This is a genomic window from Nocardia sp. NPDC052112, from assembly GCF_040680135.1.
Classification (GTDB): domain Bacteria; phylum Actinomycetota; class Actinomycetes; order Mycobacteriales; family Mycobacteriaceae; genus Nocardia.
In genome coordinates, this window is sequence record NZ_JBFAWD010000016.1 from 36105 (window position 1) to 57270 (window position 21166).

Annotated in this window: 21 protein-coding genes; 6 read left to right on the forward strand and 15 right to left on the reverse strand. The window is 66.0% G+C overall.

Features of this window, described 5'->3' with window-relative positions:
* Nucleotides 1-56 precede the first annotated feature (56 nt).
* The 5 genes from tsaB to AB0L58_RS27765 form a co-directional block, all read right to left on the reverse strand.
* Nucleotides 57-770: a tRNA (adenosine(37)-N6)-threonylcarbamoyltransferase complex dimerization subunit type 1 TsaB gene (gene tsaB, locus AB0L58_RS27745; RefSeq protein ID WP_364390784.1), complete on the reverse strand. Its 714-nt coding sequence runs from the start codon at nucleotides 768-770 to the stop codon at nucleotides 57-59.
* 88 nt (nucleotides 771-858) lie between these two features.
* Nucleotides 859-1311: a tRNA (adenosine(37)-N6)-threonylcarbamoyltransferase complex ATPase subunit type 1 TsaE gene (gene tsaE / locus AB0L58_RS27750; RefSeq protein WP_364390786.1), complete on the reverse strand. Its 453-nt coding sequence runs from the start codon at nucleotides 1309-1311 to the stop codon at nucleotides 859-861.
* On the reverse strand, nucleotides 1304-2377 hold the full coding sequence (locus AB0L58_RS27755; RefSeq protein WP_364390788.1) for an alpha/beta hydrolase: 1074 nt from the start codon (nucleotides 2375-2377) through the stop codon (nucleotides 1304-1306). The genes tsaE and AB0L58_RS27755 overlap by 8 nt, the downstream gene beginning before the upstream one ends.
* The gene (gene alr, locus AB0L58_RS27760; protein WP_364390791.1) at nucleotides 2374-3513 is read right to left on the reverse strand and encodes an alanine racemase; all 1140 of its coding nucleotides are present in this window, start codon (nucleotides 3511-3513) and stop codon (nucleotides 2374-2376) included. Before alr ends, AB0L58_RS27755 begins: the two co-directional genes overlap by 4 nt.
* A gap of 329 nt (nucleotides 3514-3842) precedes the next feature.
* The gene (locus AB0L58_RS27765; protein WP_364390793.1) at nucleotides 3843-5366 is read right to left on the reverse strand and encodes an NAD(P)H-hydrate dehydratase; all 1524 of its coding nucleotides are present in this window, start codon (nucleotides 5364-5366) and stop codon (nucleotides 3843-3845) included.
* A gap of 45 nt (nucleotides 5367-5411) precedes the next feature.
* Between AB0L58_RS27765 and AB0L58_RS27770 the strand changes: the two genes are divergently transcribed.
* On the forward strand, nucleotides 5412-5909 hold the full coding sequence (locus tag AB0L58_RS27770) for a cupredoxin family copper-binding protein (RefSeq protein ID WP_364390795.1): 498 nt from the start codon (nucleotides 5412-5414) through the stop codon (nucleotides 5907-5909).
* A 449-nt stretch (nucleotides 5910-6358) separates the two neighbouring features.
* Here the strand turns inward: AB0L58_RS27770 and AB0L58_RS27775 are convergent, their stop codons facing one another.
* Entirely contained in the window at nucleotides 6359-6832 is a 474-nt protein-coding gene (locus AB0L58_RS27775) for a MarR family transcriptional regulator (protein ID WP_364390797.1), read from the reverse strand.
* Between the two features lie 139 nt (nucleotides 6833-6971).
* On the opposite strand from AB0L58_RS27775, the gene AB0L58_RS27780 reads away from it, so the two are divergent.
* The gene (locus AB0L58_RS27780; RefSeq protein ID WP_364391092.1) at nucleotides 6972-8168 is read left to right on the forward strand and encodes an MFS transporter; all 1197 of its coding nucleotides are present in this window, start codon (nucleotides 6972-6974) and stop codon (nucleotides 8166-8168) included.
* 283 nt (nucleotides 8169-8451) lie between these two features.
* Here the strand turns inward: AB0L58_RS27780 and glmS are convergent, their stop codons facing one another.
* Entirely contained in the window at nucleotides 8452-10332 is a 1881-nt protein-coding gene (gene glmS, locus AB0L58_RS27785; RefSeq protein WP_364390800.1) for a glutamine--fructose-6-phosphate transaminase (isomerizing), read from the reverse strand.
* 36 nt (nucleotides 10333-10368) lie between these two features.
* Here glmS and AB0L58_RS27790 point away from each other — a divergent pair, with 36 nt between their 5' ends.
* On the forward strand, nucleotides 10369-11226 hold the full coding sequence (locus AB0L58_RS27790) for a dienelactone hydrolase family protein (protein WP_364390802.1): 858 nt from the start codon (nucleotides 10369-10371) through the stop codon (nucleotides 11224-11226).
* Nucleotides 11227-11241: 15 nt separating this feature from the next.
* On the opposite strand, the gene AB0L58_RS27795 is transcribed toward AB0L58_RS27790, so the two are convergent.
* Complete coding sequence (locus AB0L58_RS27795; protein WP_364390804.1) at nucleotides 11242-11802, reverse strand: helix-turn-helix domain-containing protein; 561 nt, start codon at nucleotides 11800-11802, stop codon at nucleotides 11242-11244.
* Between the two features lie 31 nt (nucleotides 11803-11833).
* Nucleotides 11834-12289 carry a DUF6640 family protein gene (locus AB0L58_RS27800; protein ID WP_364390806.1) on the reverse strand — a complete coding sequence of 152 codons (456 nt, stop codon included), beginning with the start codon at nucleotides 12287-12289 and terminating at the stop codon, nucleotides 11834-11836.
* Nucleotides 12290-12826: 537 nt separating this feature from the next.
* Here AB0L58_RS27800 and AB0L58_RS27805 point away from each other — a divergent pair.
* Nucleotides 12827-13972: a WXG100 family type VII secretion target gene (locus tag AB0L58_RS27805; protein WP_364390808.1), complete on the forward strand. Its 1146-nt coding sequence runs from the start codon at nucleotides 12827-12829 to the stop codon at nucleotides 13970-13972.
* 217 nt (nucleotides 13973-14189) lie between these two features.
* On the forward strand, nucleotides 14190-14960 hold the full coding sequence (locus AB0L58_RS27810; protein WP_364390811.1) for an ESX secretion-associated protein EspG: 771 nt from the start codon (nucleotides 14190-14192) through the stop codon (nucleotides 14958-14960).
* 12 nt (nucleotides 14961-14972) lie between these two features.
* On the opposite strand, the gene AB0L58_RS27815 is transcribed toward AB0L58_RS27810, so the two are convergent.
* From AB0L58_RS27815 to AB0L58_RS27835, 5 genes are all read right to left on the reverse strand, one after another.
* Nucleotides 14973-15359: a hypothetical protein gene (locus AB0L58_RS27815; RefSeq protein WP_364390813.1), complete on the reverse strand. Its 387-nt coding sequence runs from the start codon at nucleotides 15357-15359 to the stop codon at nucleotides 14973-14975.
* A gap of 29 nt (nucleotides 15360-15388) precedes the next feature.
* Complete coding sequence (locus AB0L58_RS27820; RefSeq protein WP_364390815.1) at nucleotides 15389-16954, reverse strand: hypothetical protein; 1566 nt, start codon at nucleotides 16952-16954, stop codon at nucleotides 15389-15391.
* Between the two features lie 44 nt (nucleotides 16955-16998).
* Nucleotides 16999-17310, reverse strand: coding sequence for a hypothetical protein (locus AB0L58_RS27825; RefSeq protein ID WP_364390817.1), 312 nt, complete (start codon nucleotides 17308-17310; stop codon nucleotides 16999-17001).
* 426 nt (nucleotides 17311-17736) lie between these two features.
* Nucleotides 17737-18045 carry a DUF6802 family protein gene (locus AB0L58_RS27830; RefSeq protein WP_364390820.1) on the reverse strand — a complete coding sequence of 103 codons (309 nt, stop codon included), beginning with the start codon at nucleotides 18043-18045 and terminating at the stop codon, nucleotides 17737-17739.
* 115 nt (nucleotides 18046-18160) lie between these two features.
* Entirely contained in the window at nucleotides 18161-18358 is a 198-nt protein-coding gene (locus tag AB0L58_RS27835; RefSeq protein ID WP_364390822.1) for a PspC domain-containing protein, read from the reverse strand.
* A gap of 191 nt (nucleotides 18359-18549) precedes the next feature.
* On the opposite strand from AB0L58_RS27835, the gene AB0L58_RS27840 reads away from it, so the two are divergent.
* On the forward strand, nucleotides 18550-20202 hold the full coding sequence (locus AB0L58_RS27840; RefSeq protein WP_364390824.1) for an ABC-F family ATP-binding cassette domain-containing protein: 1653 nt from the start codon (nucleotides 18550-18552) through the stop codon (nucleotides 20200-20202).
* A 245-nt stretch (nucleotides 20203-20447) separates the two neighbouring features.
* Here the strand turns inward: AB0L58_RS27840 and AB0L58_RS27845 are convergent, their stop codons facing one another.
* Nucleotides 20448-21077: a hypothetical protein gene (locus AB0L58_RS27845; protein WP_364390827.1), complete on the reverse strand. Its 630-nt coding sequence runs from the start codon at nucleotides 21075-21077 to the stop codon at nucleotides 20448-20450.
* Between the last annotated feature and the right edge of the window lie 89 nt (nucleotides 21078-21166).

The window sequence follows — 21166 nt, forward strand, 5'->3', positions numbered from 1 at the left end:
CACCTCCCGAGCTGCGGGGTTTCGCCCCTCGGACCTCCGGTCGGGCTCCACGGCCGTCACGCTCCCGTCCGGTCGAGCGTGCGGTAGCTCCGTTCGACCGCGTCCGGTCTGCGCAAGTACAGCGGGATCAACGGTTCCGGCACGGCACGCGCCAGCAGTTCGGGCGCCGCGACCCGGACCAGACCGGCGGGTGACGGGGTCTCGGCCGGCAGCACCGGCAGGTCGAACAGGTCGACGTGCGAGGCGGATCCGGCGATCATGGTGGCCTGCACGGGATCCAGGTCACCGGGCTTGCTCACCTCCGGACCTGCGATGCGATATCCGTCACGGTAGCGGGCCCAGTACACCTCGCGGCGGCGCGCGTCGGTGACCACGAGCAGTTCGCTCTCGGGCGTGATGTCCGGCAGCAATGAGGGTTCGAGGACAGCGTCGGCGGCGATCGCGTCGAGACTGCACACACCGTAGACCGGGACGCCGAGCGCATCCCCGAAGGCGGCGGCGGTCGCCATGCCGACCCGGAGTCCGGTGAACGGACCCGGCCCGATGCCGACCACGACGGCCTCGATATCGGCCCTGGAACGATCTGCCTCCGAGAGGCATTCGAGGATTTGTGGGGTGAGTACCTCGGCATGGGCGCGAGCGTCGACCCGGACGCGAGCGGCGACGGTGTGCAGCCGCGCCGGGGCGACGGTACCGGGTGCGGCCTGCTCCAGTTCCACCAATCCCGCTGTCACGGCGGGTGTCGCGGTGTCGACGGCTAGTACAAGCATGATTGACCCAACGATACCGGGTGGTACCTGCGCGCGGCGCGGAGCTACTCGTAGTTACGGCACCCGCAGCATAGGCCATCTCCGCGATCTAACCGACCCATTCCCAGATCGCGGTGCGGACTTCGGAATTCGGTTCGCGCGAGAGCAACACGTACAGGTGCCGCTCGGCGAGGTGTTCCACAACACCCTTGCCCCACTCCACCACCACGACCGCCTGATGCAGATCGGTATCGAGATCCAGGGCGTCCAGTTCGTCCAGATCACCCGCAAGTCGATAGGCGTCCACATGCACCAGCGGTACCGGCACGGCGCCCTCGCGCTGTCCGGCCCGATGCTGGCGGGCAATGATGAAGGTCGGCGAGCTGACCCGACCCTGCACACCGAGGCCCTCGGCGATACCGCGAGTCAGTGCGGTCTTGCCCGCGCCGAGCGGTCCGTCGAGCACCACCAGATCACCCGCGCCGAGTCCCGCGGCGAGTTCGCGACCGAAGGCCTCGGTGTCGTCGACCGTGGGCAGAATCCGTTGCTGCCGTTCAGCCACCGGCGACCTCCGCGGTTGATGGGGTGTCTTCGATCACTCCCGCGCGCACGAGCAGCCGGTCGAGTGCGGCGTTGACGATATCCGGGAACTGCAAATGCGCCATATGCGCGGCGTCCTCGAGTCGGAAGAGTTCGCTATCGGGCAGTTCACGTGCCAGCGCCCGGGAATTGCGGAACGGGATGACCACATCGTGCGCGCCGCCGAGCACCAGCACCGGCAGGCCCGCGAGCGTCGGTAGTGCCGCCGATTCGTCGTGCAATTCGATGGCCTTCAGGAATTTCACGATCGTTTCGACCGGCGTGCGGTCGATCATGAGCGTGGTGAAGCGCGAGAGAGTGGGGCTCACGGGCCCGTGAAACGAGCTGACGTGCAGTATCGGCGTGATCACCTGCCGGACGGTGTTGCGCCCGACCTGCACCAATGCGGGCGCGGTATGCACGGCCAAACGGAAACCGTCGACCGCCGGATTGCGCAGCAGCTGCGCGATGCCCGCCGAGGTGACCTCCGCCGCCGCGGTCGAAAGCAGACCGACCCCGATCACCCGTGCCGCGAACAACTCCGGGAACTGCGCGGCGGCCGCAAGCACGGCCATGCCGCCGAGCGAATGACCGACCAGGACCACCGGCCCCGTCGGGGCGGTCGCCTCGATAACGGCGGCCAGATCGCGACCGAGTTGGGCAACGGTGCAGCTGCCGGCGGTCGGCGTGCCGGAGCGACCGTGGCCGCGCAGATCGAAAAAGACCAGCCGAGCGCTTGTGCCCCAACGTTTTTCCAGATCACGGCGCTGGAAGTGGTAGGACTCCATGGTGTTGCAGAAGCCGTGCACGAAGATCACGGTGACCGGTGCGTCGGGTGGGCCGCATTCCCGGGTGGCAAGGCGCACACCGTCTTCGGTGAGCACCGCACCGGACCGGTCCTCGTCGAGCAGATCGAAGTTCTCGTCGCGGTATTCGTCGGTGCGGGCGGGCCAGAGCACGCGGGCGCCGACGCGGCGCAAGGCATGGGCACCAGCAAGCGCGCCGACCACACCGGCGGTGGCGAGTCCGCCGCGGACGACCATCCTCATCGAATTCCCCCTACGTGGCGGCGCACCACTCGGCCGTGTGGCGCGCACACGATCTCATAGTGGATGGTGCCGAGCAGATCGGCCCAGTCCTGGGCGCGCGGTTGGTCCGCGCCGAACAGAATCGCGGTGTCGCCCTCGGTGACGCCCACGGCATTGTCGCCGAGATCGACGATGAATTGGTCCATGCAGACGCGACCGACATTGGGACGCAACCCCCCGCCGAGCCACACCGCGAAGCGGTTGCTCATCGGGCGGAACACGCCGTCGGCGTATCCGGCGGGGATGAGGGCGACAGTGGTGTCGTGCGGAGCAACCCACTGGTGGCCGTAGGAGATGCCCTCGCCCGCGGCGACGTGCTTGACCAGGGCGACGCGCGCTTGGAAGGTCATCGCGGGGCGCAGGCCGAACTCGCCGAGTTCGGGTATCGGAGTCAGGCCGTACATCGCGATACCGGGCCGAACCATATCGAAGGCCAGATCTGGACGGGTGAGCGTCGCGGCCGAGTTCGCGAGGTGGACCAACTCCGGTTCGAGGCCGTACTCCTTGGCGGCGGCGATGGCCTCGACGAATCGGTCGCGCTGGACGTCGAGGAAGGGGTGTTCCGGCTCGTCGGCGTGTGCGAGGTGGGAGAAGATCGCGCGGAACCGCACCACGCGTTCGTCCACCAGCGTGCGCAGGGCCGCGAGCACCGCCGGGTACTCGAGCGATGCGATGCCATTGCGGTTGAGACCGGTGTCCACCTTGAGCGAGATGACGGCGGTCCGGCCGGCGGCGCGCGTCGCGGCCTCGACCGCATGCAGGTGTTCCAGGGACGAGATGCCGATCTCGATATCGTGCTCGATCGCGGCGCCGAAGTCGGCATCGGAGTTATTGAGCCAGCACAGGATGGGGGCGGTGATTCCGGCGGCGCGCAATTGCACCGCCTCGGCGACCGTGGTGACCCCGAGTTCCGCCGCACCGGCCGCCAGCGCCGCCCGCCCGACCTCGACGGCGCCGTGGTTGTAGCCGTCGGCCTTCACCACCGCCATCACCGCCGCATCCCCCGCATATGCACGCAGGATCCGCACGTTGTGGGCAATGGCATCCAGATCGATAACCGTCTCCACTTGCGCCTCCACGCTTACTGATCCTGCCATTCGGCGTCCGGCCCGCGCGAGGGCGTCGGTCTACGGGGCGGCGAGGGCGCGCAGTACGCGGATGGCGGGGCGCAGATGGGCGAGAACCGGGGTCCGGCGGACGGGCGGATTTCGTGCGCGGCGAGGGCCCCGGATTATGGGGCCGCGAGGACGCGCAGCACGCAAAGCGCAGACGGACAAGAAGCCGGGTCGCCGAGGAGGGGCGGATTTCGTGCGCGACGAAGCCCCGGATTACAAGACCGCAAGGACGCGCAACACGCAAAGCGCAGATGGACAAGAAGCCGGGTCGCCGAGGAGGGGCGGATTTCGTGGGCGGCGGGGCCCACGGTTCACGAGACTGCGAGGGCGCGCAGTACGCGGATGGCGGGGCGCAGATGGGCGAGGAGCGGGGTTGCCGAGATGGGAGCGGCGGACGGGTGGTTTTCGTGCGCGGCGAGGTTGGCGGCGAGGGCGTGGACGCGGGCGGCGGCGGCCGCGGACCAGGCGGGGTTGTGACCTGCGGCAAGGAGAGCGCCGATAATGCCGGAGAGGACGTCGCCCGCCCCGGCGGTGGCGGCCCAGGAGCCACCTGCCTCATTGACGAATACGGGGCGATCCGGGCTGGCGACGAGGGTGGCTCGCCCCTTGAGCAGGACGGTGAGTTGCCAGGATTCGGCGAGGTCGCGGACCGCGGCTACCCGATCCTGGCCGACCTCGTGCCCGGTCAGGCGGGCGAATTCGCCTGCGTGCGGGGTCAATACGGTGGGGGCGGCGCGGCCGCGGACCAGGTCGGGATCGGCGGCCAGCAGGGTGAGGCCATCCGCGTCGACGACGACGGGAAGATCGGTGGCGAGGATTTCGGCGAGTCGCTTGTTGGCGTCGCTGTCGGTGCCCGCGCCAGGGCCGAATACCCAGGACTGGACGCGACCGGTAGACGAGATGGTCTGGGCGGCAATGACTTCGGGGAAATGATCGAGGACATCGGCCGCGCCGGTTCCCGCGTAGCGGACCATACCGGAAGTGGCCGCGACGGCGGCACCGGTGGCCAGTACAGCGGCGCCAGGATAGGTCGCGCTGCCCGCACAGATGCCGGTGACGCCCTGAGTGTATTTGTCGTCGGTGGGCCCCGGTGTCGGCCACCGCGCACCGATCCCCGCTGGTTCCAGCGCCGCGAGACTCGGTTCGGGTAGCCGTAAACCGATGGGCACCAATTCGATTCTGCCGCAGTACGATGCCGCCAGCGCATGCACCGGCTTGTATGCGCCGAACGCGACCGTGACCTCGGCGCGGACGGCAGGACCGGTCACCGCGCCGGTATCCGGATCGACGCCGCTCGGCAGATCGGCGGCGATGATCGGAGCATGCAGAGCGGCAACGATTTCCGCGGCCAGCGGGCGCAGTGGACCATGGCCCGAGATGCCGACGATGCCATCGATCACCAGATCAGGTGCACCTGAGTCCAGCATTGGTACGCCATGGCTCGATCCGGCATCACCCGACCCGGCTGAGCTCGCGGCGCGCGCATACGACACCTCCGACGCGGTTCGGATCCGACCACCTGCCTTGCGCAGCGCGGCAAGGCCCTTCGCGTGGGCGCGTTCCGGATTCAGTAGCACCGCGGTCACGGCGACGCCGCGGCGGCGCAGCATTGATCCGGCCCAGAGCACGTCACCGCCGTTATCGCCGGAGCCGACGAGCAGCAACACCGATCTGCCCGCGATGCCGCCGGTCCGCGCACGCAACTCGCTCGCGACCACGGTTGCCAATCCGTAGGCCGCCCGATGCATAGGCGTGCCCTCGGGGACACGGGTGAACAGCTCGGCCTCGGCCGCGCGCACTTCATCGACGGTGAAATAGCCCCGCTGGCTGGACATGAACGCTCGCCTCCACTGCGTCGATCGGGCACTGCGGTTCCACTGGTGCGGGATACGCCGAAGCGACAACGCCGTGGCGCCGCGCGGGCCCGCACGGTCAGCAGACTACGCTTGGCCGTCATGCCGATGGTGCGCCGCGCGATGTCCACCCGGATCGCAACCGGATTCGTCCTGGCTGCGACGCTAGTGCTGCCAGGGTGCGGCTCCGGCGATACGCACTCGACCACGGCATCGACCACGGCAAAGGTCGCCCAGGCCACGACCGCCAAGTCCGGCGATTCGAAAGCTGCCGCCGTCACCATCGACGTCACGGAGATGAAGTTCGCTCCCGCCGATGTCACCGTCAAGGTCGGCGAGACCGTGACCTGGAAGTTCAAGGACTCCGTCCCGCACACTGTGCAGGGCATCGGCGATAAGGCCATGGGCATCAACAGCCCGATCTTCGACAGGGGCGAATGGAGCTACACCTTCATCGCCCCCGGCACCTATCGCTACCTGTGCTCCCTGCATCCCCAGATGCGCGGCACTGTCACCGTCCAGTAGCCGGACCCGATCACGCTCAACTCCCGCACAGCGCATCGGCATCGACTGCCCGTCACGGCACTCGCTCCGAGACGAGCGCGGCCCAGGCATCGCGCCGATCAACCGGTTGCCCCCATCCTCGGCCGCGAGATTGCGGACCATGTGATCAGCCGAACCAGCGGTATCAACGCGTCGAGGCTGCGCATGAAGAGGTCACCGAAGACCATCGTGTGGTCGTTGCGTATCGGCGGTAGCAGCTGGAACCGTCGATAATTTCCGAGGTCGCGTCGCAGCACGCACTCGATCAGCATCGAGTCCGAGCGCGGCATCGCAGCGCATCGACCGGCACATCATTCTCGGCGGCCCGCGAAATTCGAACCACCTGCCTGCATCGCAGCGCACACGATCTGCATCCCGGGCCGAGCCGCGGCCAGGCCGTCCCGCCGATCACTCGTGCACCGAATGCGGCGCTACGCCTGCGGGATTCGGGCGGCGTTGGTGTTCATCGCCTCGACGGCGGCGACGAGAGGTGCCAGTTCGGGGTCGGCGGCGGCCTGGCCCAGGGCACTGGACAGCGCGGCGTCGTGGGTGGGGCGGGCGCGGGTCAGTAGTTCCAGGCCCGCGGGGGTGACGTCGGTGTAGATGCCGCGGCGGTCGTCGGGGCAGAGGTAGCGCTGCAGCAGGCCGCGGTCCTCGAGGCGGGTGACCAGGCGGGTCGTCGCGCTCTGGCTGAGCACCACGGCTTCGGCGACCTGGTTCATCCGCAGGTGCCCGCCTGGTCCGTCGTGCTGGCGGCTGAGCACGACGAGCAGCGAAAACTCGCGCACGCTCAACTCGTGACCGGATTGCAGAGCGCGTTCGATATGCGCCTCGATCCGATCGTGCAGCAGCGACAGTGCGTACCAACCATCGGCCAGGCCGGTCAGGGCGGCATCCGCGGTCATGGCGTTCCTTCTGCGTCGGGGCTCGTCCCTCCAGAATAGATGAACCCCGCAATAGCCAGCGTTTGCAATTAATACGCGTCTGCAATTATTGTTGGCGCTTGTAAAGCTCCGGCGCAACATCACGTGGAGGCTCATGCCCATGCCACTCGCACTACTCGCCCTGACACTCGGGGCCTTCGGAATCGGCACCACCGAATTCGTCGTCGTCGGACTGCTGCCCGACATCGCCGACACCTACACCGTGTCGATCCCCACCGCGGGTCTGCTGGTCACCGGGTACGCACTCGGCGTGCTGGTCGGCGCGCCGATCATGACCGGGCTCGGCACCCGGGTATCACGCAAGCGCATGCTGCTCATCAGCTTGTCGCTACTGATCACGGGCAACGTATTGTCCGCGCTGGCACCGACTTTCGGCCTCATGCTGACCGGACGCATCGTCGCCTCGCTCGCGCACGGCGCCTTCTTCGGCATCGGATCCGTGGTCGCCGGACATCTGGTCGGTCCGGACCGCAAGGCCGGTGCGATCGCGATGATGTTCACCGGACTCACCGTCGCGACCATCATCGGCGTGCCGTTGGGCACACTGCTCGGTCAGCAGTTCGGTTGGCGGCTCACCTTCCTGCTCGTCGCGCTGGTCGGCCTGGCCGGTCTGGTCGGCGTTGCCGTGCTGGTGCCCGAACAGTCCGCGCCACACGACGCGCGCCTGCGTCACGAACTCGCCGTCCTCACCAACCCGCAGGTGCTGCTCGCGATGGCCATGACCGTGCTCGGCTTCGGCGGCGTCTTCGCGGCGATCACCTATCTGGCGCCGATGATGACCGAGGTCACCGGCTATGCGGAGAGTTCGGTCACCTGGCTGCTGGTCCTGTTCGGCATCGGCTTCTTCCTCGGCAACCTGATCGGCGGCAAATTCGCCGACCGGCATCTCATGCCGATGCTCTACACCACCCTCGGCGGCCTCGCACTGGTACTCGCACTGTTCACGCTTACCGCGCACAACAAGGTCGCGGCCGCCATTACCGTCGTCCTGATCGGCGCCCTCGGCTTCGCGACCGTCCCGCCGCTGCAGAAGCGCGTCCTCGACCAGGCAGGCAACGCTCCGACCCTGGCATCGGCCCTCAATATCGGCGCATTCAACCTCGGCAACGCGGTCTCCGCGTGGCTCGGCGGCGTCGTCATCGCCGCAGGCTACGGGTACACCTCACCCAACTGGGTCGGGGTGATCCTGGTTGTGAGTGCGCTGGGGCTGGCGGTCCTGTCGGGCAATCTCGAACGTCGCGGCGTCGAAATGTCAAGCGAGACAAGCGAAACCCTGGTCGGTGCTGGGCGGCCCTGAAGATATGGTAACCGGTGGCGCTGCATCACTCACCAAGCTGCCCCTGTCGGGCAAACGACGGCGCCCTCCGGTCGGCACATGGCTACGGCAGGCAAGCGGCGAGAAGGATCCAGCATCTGGCATCGTCGCCGACCGCATCCTCGACCACGCCGGAGTCCTAGTGCGGCCGGTCGCGATCATTTTTTGATCGATCGCCGCCGCTCCCAGCGTTGCCAAGAGAAACGGCATACGAACGCGCGACGTTTCATACTCGCCTCGTTCGACGATCGATCGGGTCCAGGTGCTATTCGACGGTGACGGACTTGGCCAGGTTGCGCGGCTTGTCGATGTCGTACCCACGCGCCTGAGCCACTTCGGCGGCGAAGATCTGCAGCGGAACGGTCGACAGCAGCGGCTGGAAAAGCGTTGGCGCCGATGGGATCTCGATGAGATCATCGGCGAACGGGCGCACCGTATCGTCGCCCTCCTCGGCGATCACGATGGTGCGGGCGCCGCGGGCCTGGATCTCGCGGATATTGCTGAGCAGCTTCGAATGCAGTACCGCACGCCCCTTGGGTGAGGGCATGACGACGATCACCGGCAGTCCCTGCTCGATCAGCGCGATCGGACCGTGTTTGAGCTCACCCGCCGCGAATCCCTCGGCGTGCATGTACGCGAGTTCCTTGAGTTTGAGCGCACCTTCCAGCGCCACCGGATAGCCGACGTGGCGGCCGAGGAACAGCACGGTCGGCACCTGCGCCAGTTCCCTGGCAATCGCGCGCACCTGCGGCGCGGTCTCCAGCACCTGCTGCACCAGCTGCGGCATCGCCTCGAGTTCGGCGAACTCGCGCGCCACCTCATCCGGATACTTGGTGCCGCGAGCCTGCGCCAAGGCCAGACCGACCAGGTAGTTCGCGGCCACCTGGGCCAAGAACGCCTTGGTGGACGCGACACCGATCTCCGGTCCGGTTCTGGTGTAGAGCACCGCATCGGACTCGCGCGGAATCTGCGCGCCATTGGTATTGCAGATGGCGAGCACGCGCGCCTTCTGCTCCTTCGCGTGCCGCACCGCCTCGAGCGTGTCGGCGGTCTCACCCGACTGCGAAATCGCCACCACCAGCGTCGACCGGTCCAAAACCGGGTCGCGGTAGCGGAATTCGCTGGCCAGCTCGACCTCTACGGGCAGCCGCGTCCAGTGCTCGATCGCGTACTTGGCCAACAGTCCGGCGTGGTAGGAGCTGCCGCAGGCGACGACGAATACCTTGTCGAAGTCGCGCAGTTCCTGATCGGCGAGGCGCTGCTCGTCCAGCACGATCCGGCCACCGGCCTCGTCGTGGGTGAAGTGGCCGATCAGCGTGTCGGCGACCCCGGCGGGCTGCTCCTCGATCTCCTTCAACATGAAGAAGTCGTGCCCGCCCTTCTCGGCGGCGGCCAGATCCCAGTCGATGGTGAACGGGCGGGTCCGCGCCAGTGCGTCGTTGCCCGCGAAATCGGTGACCGTGTAGCTGTCGGCGGTGATCACCACGGCCTGGTCCTGGCCGAGTTCGACGGCCTCGCGGGTGTGCTCGATGAATGCGGTGACATCGGAGGCGATGAACATCTCGCCCTTGCCGACCCCGACGACAAGCGGCGTCGAGCGGCGCGCCGCGACAATGACGTCCGGGTGGTCGGCATGGCTGAAGACCAGCGTGAACGCACCCTCCAGCCGACGCAGCACGGCCAGCGCGCTCGCCGCGAAGTCACCCGCGGTCGGGCCTTCGGTGTATGCGCGCGCCACCAGGTGCACGGCGACCTCGGTGTCGGTATCACTGCTCAGCTCGACGCCGGCGTCCTCCAACTCCCGGCGCAGCGGCGCGAAGTTCTCGATGATGCCGTTGTGCACGACAGCCACCTTGTTGGTGGTGTCGCGGTGCGGATGGGCGTTGCGGTCGGTCGGCGCGCCGTGGGTCGCCCAGCGGGTGTGTCCCATACCGGTCGTGCCCGCGAAACGGTCGGTCCCGATTTCGGTGAGTTCGGCCTCGAGGTTGGCCAGTTTGCCCGCTTTACGTTCCACGGCCAACACGCCCGCGCCATCCAGGATCGCGACGCCCGCCGAGTCGTATCCGCGATATTCCATGCGGCGCAACGCGTCAACGACAACGCCGAGGGCGTCTCGGTACCCGACGTACCCCACGATTCCGCACATGGCTCACCAGAGTACTTATCGGATAACGTTCACGTCGTGTCGGCGTCTGTGAAATCACTTCTGAGCACCCTGACCAGCCGGGGGCCCCACCGCGTACTGCGCGGCAACCTCGCCATCGCCGGTCAGCCCGGCGTGGTGTTCACGCCGGAGTCCGGACTGAATCTACCCGCGGTCGCCTTCGGCCACGGCTGGCTGACCAGCGCCGCCAACTATCGCGCCACCCTCGAACACCTGGCGTCCTGGGGGTTTGTGGCCGCGGCCCCCGATACCGAGCGCGGGCCGATTCCATCACACCTCGGGTTGGCCACCGATCTGCTCACCACGCTGGATATCTGCACCAGCGTCCGGCTCGGCGACGGTGCGATCAGCGTGCATCCGGACCGGCTGGCGCTGGCTGGGCACGGCATGGGGGCGGGTGCCGCGGTCATCGCCGCCGGACAGCGTCGCGTAGCCGCGGTCGCCGCCCTCTACCCCGCGCCGACCGCGCCGACCGCCGAGACCATCGCGCCCGATATCGACACGCCCGTGTTGGTATTGGCGGGAGCCGCCGATATCGAGTCGGTCAGCTCGAATGCGATCCCGCTGGCCGCCGCATGGGCCGGGCCAGCTGTTCTGCGCGCGGTCGACGGCGCGTCGCACAACGGCATTATCGAGGGGCGTCGCGCACTGGCCGCGTTGGGCGCGGCCAAGCATGAGGCCAAGACCGCGCGGACGACGCGGGCACTGCTCACCGGATATCTGCTGCACACACTGCAGCGCGACAAGACGTATGCCGCGTTTTCCGATCCGGATGCGGTTATCCCGCACACCACCGTTGTCGATCCGGAAGCGCCGCGCGAGGAGGAGCGCCCGAAGGTCTCGGTGTTGCAGCTCGCGCAACTGTTGCGCAAATAGCGGGATCGCGGCCGGTCAGGGCCGCAATCCAGCCAGCGCGAGTTCGATGAATCGGCGCCAATCGCCGAAACCGTCGCGGCTGATCGTGGCGACCGCGCCGACGAGCATATAGAGGTCGGCGACGGTCGCATCCGCGCGAATGCTGCCGTCGGCGCGGCCTCTGGCCAGTAGTTCCGCACCGAGTTCGGCCAGATCGTCGCGGACGGTGCCGCGCGGTTCGGTGTCACCGAGGACCGATTCGATGGTGCCCGAGAGCGCACGCCCGTGCTCGTGCACTTCGGCGACATGGCTGAGGAAACCGGCCAGCGCCTGCCTGGTATCCGGATTCGGCAGGCAGGCGCGACGTACATGCTCGAGAATCCCGGCGAAGCGCTGTTCGGCGGCCGCCTCGATCAGGGCGCGGCGGGTCGGGAAGTGGCGATAGATGGTGCCGACCCCGACCCCTGCCGCGCGCGCCACATCGGCCATCTGCACCTCGTCACCGCGTTCGGTGAACAGCGCCACCGCGGTGGCGAGGACTTGGTCGCGGTTGCGCGCGGCGTCGGTGCGGAGTTTGCGGGCGTTCGGGTCGGTCATCGATCTCCCATATCTGCTGGCCGGTCGTAGGTTAGACGGGAATCGGTCGGCGAGTGCGCTCGACGACGATCGCGGCCGCCAAGGCGATCAGCATTACCAAAGCGATGAACAGTTGCGGGTCCATGCCGATGACCTCGGTGGCGTCGGCCGCATGTTCCGGATCCTGCGCGGCGGTGCCGGGGAAGAGCAGGGCGCCGAACATGGCCAGCCAGGTGACCGACCCGAGTGCGGCGGCCAGGAAGAACTGCGCGCGAAGGCTTCCGGTGCGCTGCCACAGGACAACCAGTCCGATCGCACCGATGAGTGTGCCCATGCCGATGTATTGGGCATCGTGGAATTTGGCATGCGGGGGCCAGGCGGGGTTGTGCAGGTGGAGATCGGCGATATCGGGGATGACCAGGTCGGCCAGGAGGGGGCCGATGAGGGTGTTGAGGAGGACGGCGCCGACGAGGATTCGCGGGAGGGTCCAGTGGGTCGGGATGGGCATGGGAGTCCAATCGGTCAGCTTGATGAACCGGAATCCGATTCCGATTCCGATTAGACGGTAACGCTGTGGGCGGTGAACTGTCAACGGGCCGTTTGCATTCCGGGAGTTCGACGGGTTTTCCGCGCGGGCCGCGGACCAGTGGGAACTCGGTTGTGAGCCGCTTGCATGGTGGTCGACCGCTGGGTACGGTCGATCCAGCTGAATAGGGGGCGGGGAGCCGGTCCGGCCCTGTTCGATGTCATCGACATCCGGCGACCGGGAGGACCACATGGTCAGCAGGGGGAAGCTCGTGGTCGGTTCTGTGTTCGCGGTTGGGGTCGTGGTGTTGGCCGAGAAGGTTGTGCCCAGCCTGCCTGCCAAATGCCTGACCACCGCTGCGTGAAGCGAACTGGGAGGGGAGCGAAATGGCAAACGATGACCGGTGTCGACACCGACCAGGCAACCCACTACAAGGACCTGGAAGCGAACCTGCCGCAGCGGGCTCCGGCGCCGCCGAAGATCTTCGCCTGGCCAGGTCTGTAGGGAAAGGGTGATCCATTGTCAGGCAATGAGCCCACCAGAATTCCCCCGAACGGGGAGAACGTATTCCACTGGGAACGTACCGAAATCGAGGAAGCGTTCAAGCCGCTGGATCCCAAAGACACCCACAACGCGGCGATGACCTACTCCAACGTCGCCACTCAATGGGACCAGGGACTGGAGACCTTCGCCCGTTCCGTCCAAGGCTCCATCGCTGAGGCTTGGGAAGGCTCAGCCGCTGATAAAGCCAAAGACGCGATCAACCGCTACGTCACCAGTGCCCATGAGCTGACTCCACTGATCACGCAGATGTCCAATGACATGGAAGCTGCAGCCGACGGAGTCCGCAACGTAGCCAACGGAATTCCGGAAGCCAACCACCACTCCTGGACCGCGAACGTGTGGCCGCCCCGCGCCCACGAGGAGGAGAACACCAAGAACGAGGCGACCGCGGGCGCCCGCAATGCCATGCTCACGAACTACGTGAACAAATTCGCCGAATTCGATGGACGAGTCCCTGTGCTGCCCACCGCACTCGACCCGACCAATCCCCTCGACATCTCCGGACCGATCAAATCCGGAGGCGACGATCCGGGATCCTCCGGCCCCGGCGGAACCTCCGGCACCTCCGGCGGCCCGACAACTCCGAACAGCGGGACTTCCGAGGATACCGAACCTGACGAAAAGTCCACCGGGGAACCCACGGACACGAATCCTTCCGATACGACCACGAACTCGACCAACCCGACGTCCACCACACCGACTACGACGACACCGAGCACGACAACCGCAACAACGCCGAGCACCACGACAACCCCGAGTTCCACACCGACCGGAATGGGCTCGCCGAGCTCGCCCGGTAGTTCCACACCGACGACGCCGAGTCCCGGCCGTACCGTATCCGGCATCCCCGGCACGACTACGACCAATCCCGCTGCGGCCGCCGTCACCACGTCCAGCTCGACCGGACGCAGCGGCATGGGGATGGGCGGTATGGGCGCCGGTGCCGGACGCGGCAAATCCGATGAGGACAGCACCCATCAGAGACCGGACTACCTCATCAATGCCGCCAATACCGAAGAACTGCTCGGCGAAACCGCGAAGACCGTCGAAGGCGGGGTGATCGGTGAAAATCCGGAACCCCCTCCGCCGAAGCGCAACTGATCGCGCGAATGTCCGACGGTGCGCGACACGTTCCCCGCGCGGTGTCGGTGCAACCAACGAGACGAAGCCTCATCGGCTCATCTCGGTGCAACCGCCTGGGCGCAGCTGCTTCGGCTCAACCCGGTAGTGCCGTCGGACTCTTTCACAGCAACAGGAATATGTATTTCCCCCGGACACCTCCTCCGGCGTACACCGCACAATCGATGGGAATCTCTAGATGGCTGAATGGACTTGGGAGCCGGACGATTTCGCCGCACTATGGTTCGGCCCCGCGAACGATCGCTTCCCCAATCCACTCCGCTTCACCAGCCGTTTCGCCTACCGCGACGACTTCGACGCCCACCGCACCACCGTGCGCGGACGCTACACCCGCGACGAACTCGAAGAGATCCAACTCGCCCTGCACACCCTGACCACCTCGACGATCCGCATCCAAATCCTCGGTGGCACAACCCAACACAAGAACCCGGCCGGCGGTGTCCGGGTCTACCGAATTGTCGGCGCCCGCACCGACCACCACGCCATGTCACTGGCCCAAGCCACCTTCGGCGAAACCAACGGCCCGATCCGCTGCCGCCTGTTCCCCACAGACCACCTCCCCGCCCAACTGACCAGTTCCCTCCCGCCCTGCACCCCCGGCACTCACCCACCCGCTACCTTCCACCCCGACGACATCTACGGCCGCCCCAACGGCCACCTCGAAAGCGTCACCCGCAACTCCCCTCGCGAGCGCTACCAACGCCTCCTGAACCGCCCCGCCGCCGGCGGCGGCTCCGCCCTCCTCTGCACCGGCCCGGTCAACAAGCTCACCAACCCCTTGACCACGCTCCAATGGCACGACATAACCAATGACGGCCGCTACACCGAACACCGCTCCCAGCACATAACCATCCGCCCAACCACCCCCACCGATCTGACCACCCACTTCATCACGTGGATCGACCACGTAACCCAACGCCTCCGCGAAGCCGAAGAAGACCGCTGGTAACCCGGCGCTGTTTCAGACCAGCCAACTCTTGCGGCGGAAGTACTCGGACTCCGGATCGTCATCCTCGTCGATGGGTGTGACGACACCTTTAGCCTTGCGGGCCGCGATCGACCGCGCTATCGCTTCCCGCTGTTCGCGCGCTTCGACGGCAAGGCGCTCCTGCTCTGCACGAGCCTCGACCTCACGCCGCTCCCGCTCCTCGGCCTCCGCTTGCGCCTTCTCCAGTTCCTCAGCGTGTTCTTCCCAGCGCTCGCGTATTTCTACGTTCATTTGTTCAACGAATTCGCGCCCCTGCGCTGCGCTGCGCTGCTCGATTTCCACGAGTTCCTCACGCAGCAGCCGAGACTGGCGGTCGTGCTCTTCGAATATCCGCTCGATCTCTTCCGAGTAATTCGTCATCCTGCACCTCTACTAATCGCGTCCACTTACTACAGCGGACCGGCCTCGGCGAGTTGCGCCCCACTGTCGAACGGTTCCTGGGGCTTCTCTTCTTCGGTGCCGGTAAGCGCCGGGTCGGGCGTGTGCTCGCCGTCCTCTTCCCGCTTGGTGCCCGTGCCACCGGGCGCACCGGAGGTTGTGCCCGGACTTCCCGTGCCCTCCTCCTGCTGCGAGTTGTCGGAGGAAGTACCCCCGGGCTCTTCGCCTTCCTTCCCGGTCTCGGTGTCAGAGATAACCGGTGCACCGTTCTCGTCCAGCTTCAGGCTGTACTCATGTGACTTTCCGTCGGTATCGGTCGAGACCAGTTTCAGCTGCCCGTCCTGGCCCATCTCGAACTTCAAATGCTTACCGGCCAAATCGAATTCGGCGCCCGACTTGTTGTCGTCCGGCTTGCCGTCGCCATCCTTGTCTTCGGTGCTCGTCGGGTTGAGCGTCTTTTCGATCTCCTGCACCGCATTATCGATCCCGTCCTTGATCGAAGTGCCCAGCGAGGTGAGTCCTTCCCCGATGGTCTGACCGAGCGAGGTGAGTTGCGATGCCGCAGAAGTGAGGGATGACAACCCGGACAGCAGATTGCTCGCCGTGGTGGCAGCGGATGGCGTTGTGGTGGTGGTTGTCGGTGTCGAGGTAGTCGCGCTCGGGGTCGTCGTAGTGCCGGGGGTCGACGAAGTCGTGGTGGAATTGTTGTTGGTGGAATTGTTGTTGTTGTTCGCGTTGGTCTTGTCTGTGGCGGTCCCTTTCGGGCGTGGATATGGGTTGCTATCCAGATCCTCCATGGCCTTGACCAGCAACGGATACGCCTCTTTGATCGCCGTATCCGTCGAATTGCATTTGTTCACGAAGTTGGTCAGCGTTTCCTCGAATTTCTTCTTGAAAACATCATCGAGCCACTTACGGCTGACCTTCTTTGTAGATTCTCGATCGAAGGCCATGATCCCGCCTGCAATCACGCCCCCTACACCGAACGTCGGCGCGCCAGCGGCGGAAACAATTCCGGCATCCTTCCACGAAAAATCCGACCAGCCGGTATCGACACTCTTGATTATCTCGTCGATATCCGAGGGCGACTTACCGTCGACCTTGACCTCACCGGAGCTGCTTGCCAGTTCATGGACGTGATCCGCCTTCGATTGAACCGCCGACCGCAGTTTCGGTACTACGGTCGTAATCGCATCGAGTGCGGCCCTGGCCTTGCGGCGATCCTCCTTGGCCATCGCGAGTTGCTGGCCGAACATGTACTTCGCGGCTCCCGCCGCTTGCCCCGTCCATATCGTGTCCAACTTCTGTGACAATGTGTACTGCGTATCCCACTGGGTATCAGCCTCATTGAGCGATGAACGAAGAGCGGTCGCGGTATTGGCCAACTTTTCCAAATTCATGCCACGCTGTTCGTCATATCTGGCATAGATCTGATTCAGGGTCAGACTGGGGTCGTGCCCGAACGCCTTCTTATACCGCTCGATCAACTGCGCAAAGAACTGGAGCCCCGACGATCCCGTGTCAAGAATTGCATCGACATTCTTGCCGCTCAGGTCCGGTGACGTGGTATCCGCCATGCTATGACTCCTTGCCCGTCGAACCCGCCAGCCCCGGTATATGACTAAGCATTTTTGGTCTTGTCCGCATTCTCTTTGTCGGTATCGGAATAGACGATGCTGGCCGCACCGACGGTGTCGCCGATGGCAGCACCTGCCGATCCCCAGGCTTTCAGCCATTTCACGACATTTTCGAGCCCGCCATCGATCGCTTTACCCTGGGCCGCGTAATTACGTCCGGCATCCCCTTCACCGAACATATTGTCGGATACCCGCTTGGCACTGTTCGTCACGACCGCCGCCGACAGCTGCAGATCGCTGCCGAACTGACCGAGTTCCCCGGTCTTGACGCCCAACATCTGGCTCGAATCGGTCATCGCTGAGGCCCCTCCAATCCTGTCGTCCGATCGTCCGGCGGCGATCCAGCTCGCGCCGAGCCCTACTTCCTTCGACGTGTACGGGCGGGATTCGGTTCCATCGGATCGATCAGCAGAAATCTACTGGGTGGGCCTATCGGCTACAACCAACCGTCAGGAGCCGGTGAGCTCGAATATGGCCGGCGGCGGAGAGGTTCCGCAGGTTCCAATGATCCGCACACGAGGCGCGCGGATCATTGCAGCCTGCGGCCGGGTGGACCCACGAAGGGGCTGGGTTGTGGGGGCCGTTGTCGGACAGTGTAATTGGGGGCGGGTGGACGGCGAAAGCGTCGATGACCGGTCCGATGTCACGGCTGGGTGAGCGGATTCGGGGCGGCCCGCCCCCGGATACGAGGGGCCGGGCCGGGAATCGAGGCCGCTCGGCGGCTAGTGCCCGATCTTCCCCTGATCGGTCCGCACCCACTCGGAGGTCCCGTCGGGATGCCGATGGAACTCCCATGCGGAGTAATCACCGTCCTTCTCGACCACGGTGACCTGGTCGGCGATGCCGTCGTGGTCCCAGTCGGTCCACACCTGCATGGCTTCGGGGCCGGTGGTGGTGACGGTGTCGAGGGTGCCGTCACCGTCGATGTCCTGGGTCGGGTGGTGCAGTTCGACTTCACCGAGGCCGTCCAGGGCGGAGGATGCGTCGACGCCGGGTAGATCCATGCCCGGGAATTCACCTGAGGTGATCATGACTCCTCCTGGTCGGGACTCGCGTGGGTGACACGGCGGTCGATCGGTGGATACCGGTCCATAGTGTCATCCGCGAGTCCCGGGCGCAGCTGCTGCCCCTAATTCTTGGGGACTGTCACTTTTTCGGAATGATCAGCCACAGCACCAGATACACGACGAACTGTGGTCCCGGGAGCAGGCAGGACAGGACGAAGAGCAAACGGACGACGTTGGCGTTCCAGCCGAAGTATTCGGCGATGCCGCCACAGACGCCGGCGATCCACTTGTCGTGGGCGGAGCGGGCGAGTCGGCGGGTGGGCGCGGGGGCGGTCATTGTGTTGCCTCTCTGGTGATGTTCGGTACGACATCGACTCTGCCCAGGAAAACCGTGCATGACATCGGCCGCATGACCTATCCCGACCCTGATTTCCGCAGGCCGTGGACTCAGGGTGCAACCCCGAGGACCGGACCCCGCGCAGTGGACCGGCTGTCGGCGCGTGATACGGACACGGCAGACTCATGCTGGTGAGCACCACTTTGCATGCGCGCGGACTCTCTGCGGGCCACGGCGAACGCACCCTGTTCGACGACCTCGATTTCACCCTCGCACCGGGTGATGTGATCGGTTTGGTCGGCATGAACGGTGCGGGCAAGTCGACGCTGCTGCGCATGCTCGCGAATCGCTCGACGCCCACCGGCAGTATCATGCTGTCTCCGCCCGACGCCACCGTCGGCTACCTGGCGCAGGAACCCGAGCGGATCCCCGGCGAGACCGTGCTCGAATTCCTCTGCCGCCGAACAGGTGTCGCCGAAGCACAGCGCACCATGGATGCCGCGGCAGAGCGCTTGGCCGACGGCGGCGATGACGAATATTCACCGGCCCTGGAACGCTGGCTCGCGCTCGGCGGTGCCGATCTGGACCAGCGAGCCGAGGAGGTCGCGGCGGATCTCGGTCTCGCGGAGAGCCTGCCGAACGGCCTCGACACCGCGATGACCGGACTCTCCGGCGGCCAAGCCGCCCGAGCCGGACTCGCCTCGGTGCTGTTGTCCCGCTTCGACATTCTGCTGCTCGACGAGCCGACCAACGATCTGGACCTCGACGGCCTCGCTCGGCTGGAACAGTTCGTGACCGGCGTGCGGGTGCCACTGATGGTGATCAGTCACGACCGAGAGTTCTTGGCGCGCACCGTGAATCGCATCGTCGAACTCGATCTTGCGCAACAGCGGGTCGGGATCTACGACGGTGGCTACGAGTCGTATCTGATGGAGCGCGAGATCGCCCGCCAGCACGCCCGCGAAGCCTACGAGGAGTATGCCGACACGAAGGCCGGGCTCGAGGCCCGCGCCCAAATGCAGCGCAACTGGCTCGAACACGGTGTTCGCAATGCTCGCCGCCAGGCCCGCGACCCCAGGAAGCTCGACTCCGACAAGGCGGGTCGCAAGATGCGCGCCGAATCCACCGAGAAGCAGGCCGCCAAGGCCCGCCAGACCCAACGGCGCATCGAACGTCTGGAGGCGGTCGAGGAGCCGCGCAAGGAGTGGGAGCTGCGCATGTCCATCGCGACTGCCCCGCGCAGCGGCTCGGTGGTCGCCACTTTGTCGAACGCGACCCTCGTCCGAGGGGATTTCGAACTCGGCCCGATTACCACCCAGGTCGACTGGGCCGACCGCATCGTGCTGACCGGGGCGAACGGTTCGGGGAAATCGACACTGCTGGCGCTGCTGCTCGGAAAGATCCAGCCGGACAACGGAACCGCCACGCTCGGCTCCGGCGTCGAAATCGGCGAGGTCGACCAGGCGCGCGGACTCTTCCGCGGAAGCGCCGACCTCGCGGACACTTTCAGCGCCGAAATGCCCGACTGGCCCGACGCCGATGTGCGCACTCTGCTGGCCAAATTCGGCCTGCGTGGCCCGCATGTCCTGCGCCCCTGCGAAACCCTCTCCCCCGGCGAACGCACTCGCGCCGCACTCGCGCTCCTGCAAGCTCGCGGTGTCAACCTGTTGGTCCTCGACGAGCCGACCAACCACCTGGACCTACCCGCCATCGAACAGCTCGAGCAGGCCATCGAATCGTTCGAGGGCACAATGCTTCTGGTCACCCACGACCGCCGCATGCTCGACTCGGTCACGGCAACCCGCCGCTGGCACATGGACAACGGCCGACTCACCGAAAGCTAGGTGACTTCCTTCAGCTTGCTCGCGTTGCTCTGGTCCTGGTTCTGGAATGCGTTCGCGATCGACTCACACGTGAGGACATCGAATAGATCGAGAACCACGCCCATCGGGCCCATCGTGAGAAGGCGTGGCCGCGGAACGGCATGATCGCCTCGTAGCATCTTCACCCCGAGTCAGCCGCCCGACCCGACAAGTGCTGAAACCGACGGGCTCCGCCGGAAAATGACCTCCGAGTTGGACCCCAGGGCCTAATGCTCGGGGATGAGGAGACTTGTGTTCGGGCAGGGTAGGCGGGCGCGGAGGGTGGTTCGGGGGCGTGCTCGAGCAAGCTCGAGGAGTTCGGCGGCTTGGTGGTAGCCGCGGCGCCTGTGGTGACGTTGGAGTTCGAGTGTCAGGGCAGAACGTGAGACACCATGGCGCAGAGCGGCGTTCAAAGTTGCCAAGGCGTCCGGTCGGCTGACTGTTCGTGCTACGTCGATTGTGGTTCGGGCGGCGTTGGTGGTGACGATGCCCTGGATCAGCTCGAGTTCGGCTCGGTCCACCTGGTCGTGGTGGACGACGAGGCGTCCCGTGCGGGAATCCTGTGAGCCGAGTACATGGGTGGGGCGGTTGTGTCGTACCGCGAAGCCGTGGAGTTCGGCAGCGGTGTCATAGGCGGCGGCGAGGGAGAGCACACCCATGGATAGGCGGGCCGCCTCCACGCGTAGTCGGGCCGACGGTGCGGTGCCGGCCTCGCGGAAGACGCCGCGGAAGACCCGCACCCATTCGCCTCGGTCGAGCAGGGCGCGCAGCTCCACGCGGGTGTACTCACATAGCACCTGCCATGAGGTGAACACCCCGAATTGCTTGTCGCGTACTTCTTCCAGGCCTGGTCGCATGTGCCAACTATCGGCGAAACAGCACCGCGGCCTCGGTGAGCGACCAGCGCAAACAGAAAGTCTGTGGATAACCGGCTGCCTGTGGACAA

What these genes read in the sequence shown, in the direction of transcription:
- tsaB (WP_364390784.1), bottom strand. Translation starts at nt 770, where the DNA reads ATGCTTGTACTAGCCGTCGACACCGCGACACCCGCCGTGACAGCGGGA.
- AB0L58_RS27755 (WP_364390788.1), bottom strand. Translation starts at nt 2,377, where the DNA reads ATGAGGATGGTCGTCCGCGGCGGACTCGCCACCGCCGGTGTGGTCGGC.
- alr (WP_364390791.1), bottom strand. Translation starts at nt 3,513, where the DNA reads ATGGCAGGATCAGTAAGCGTGGAGGCGCAAGTGGAGACGGTTATCGAT.
- AB0L58_RS27765 (WP_364390793.1), bottom strand. Translation starts at nt 5,366, where the DNA reads ATGTCCAGCCAGCGGGGCTATTTCACCGTCGATGAAGTGCGCGCGGCC.
- AB0L58_RS27775 (WP_364390797.1), bottom strand. Translation starts at nt 6,832, where the DNA reads ATGACCGCGGATGCCGCCCTGACCGGCCTGGCCGATGGTTGGTACGCA.
- AB0L58_RS27780 (WP_364391092.1), top strand. Translation starts at nt 6,972, where the DNA reads ATGCCACTCGCACTACTCGCCCTGACACTCGGGGCCTTCGGAATCGGC.
- glmS (WP_364390800.1), bottom strand. Translation starts at nt 10,332, where the DNA reads ATGTGCGGAATCGTGGGGTACGTCGGGTACCGAGACGCCCTCGGCGTT.
- AB0L58_RS27795 (WP_364390804.1), bottom strand. Translation starts at nt 11,802, where the DNA reads ATGACCGACCCGAACGCCCGCAAACTCCGCACCGACGCCGCGCGCAAC.
- AB0L58_RS27800 (WP_364390806.1), bottom strand. Translation starts at nt 12,289, where the DNA reads ATGCCCATCCCGACCCACTGGACCCTCCCGCGAATCCTCGTCGGCGCC.
- AB0L58_RS27810 (WP_364390811.1), top strand. Translation starts at nt 14,190, where the DNA reads ATGGCTGAATGGACTTGGGAGCCGGACGATTTCGCCGCACTATGGTTC.
- AB0L58_RS27815 (WP_364390813.1), bottom strand. Translation starts at nt 15,359, where the DNA reads ATGACGAATTACTCGGAAGAGATCGAGCGGATATTCGAAGAGCACGAC.
- AB0L58_RS27820 (WP_364390815.1), bottom strand. Translation starts at nt 16,954, where the DNA reads ATGGCGGATACCACGTCACCGGACCTGAGCGGCAAGAATGTCGATGCA.
- AB0L58_RS27825 (WP_364390817.1), bottom strand. Translation starts at nt 17,310, where the DNA reads ATGACCGATTCGAGCCAGATGTTGGGCGTCAAGACCGGGGAACTCGGT.
- AB0L58_RS27830 (WP_364390820.1), bottom strand. Translation starts at nt 18,045, where the DNA reads ATGATCACCTCAGGTGAATTCCCGGGCATGGATCTACCCGGCGTCGAC.
- AB0L58_RS27835 (WP_364390822.1), bottom strand. Translation starts at nt 18,358, where the DNA reads ATGACCGCCCCCGCGCCCACCCGCCGACTCGCCCGCTCCGCCCACGAC.
- AB0L58_RS27845 (WP_364390827.1), bottom strand. Translation starts at nt 21,077, where the DNA reads ATGCGACCAGGCCTGGAAGAAGTACGCGACAAGCAATTCGGGGTGTTC.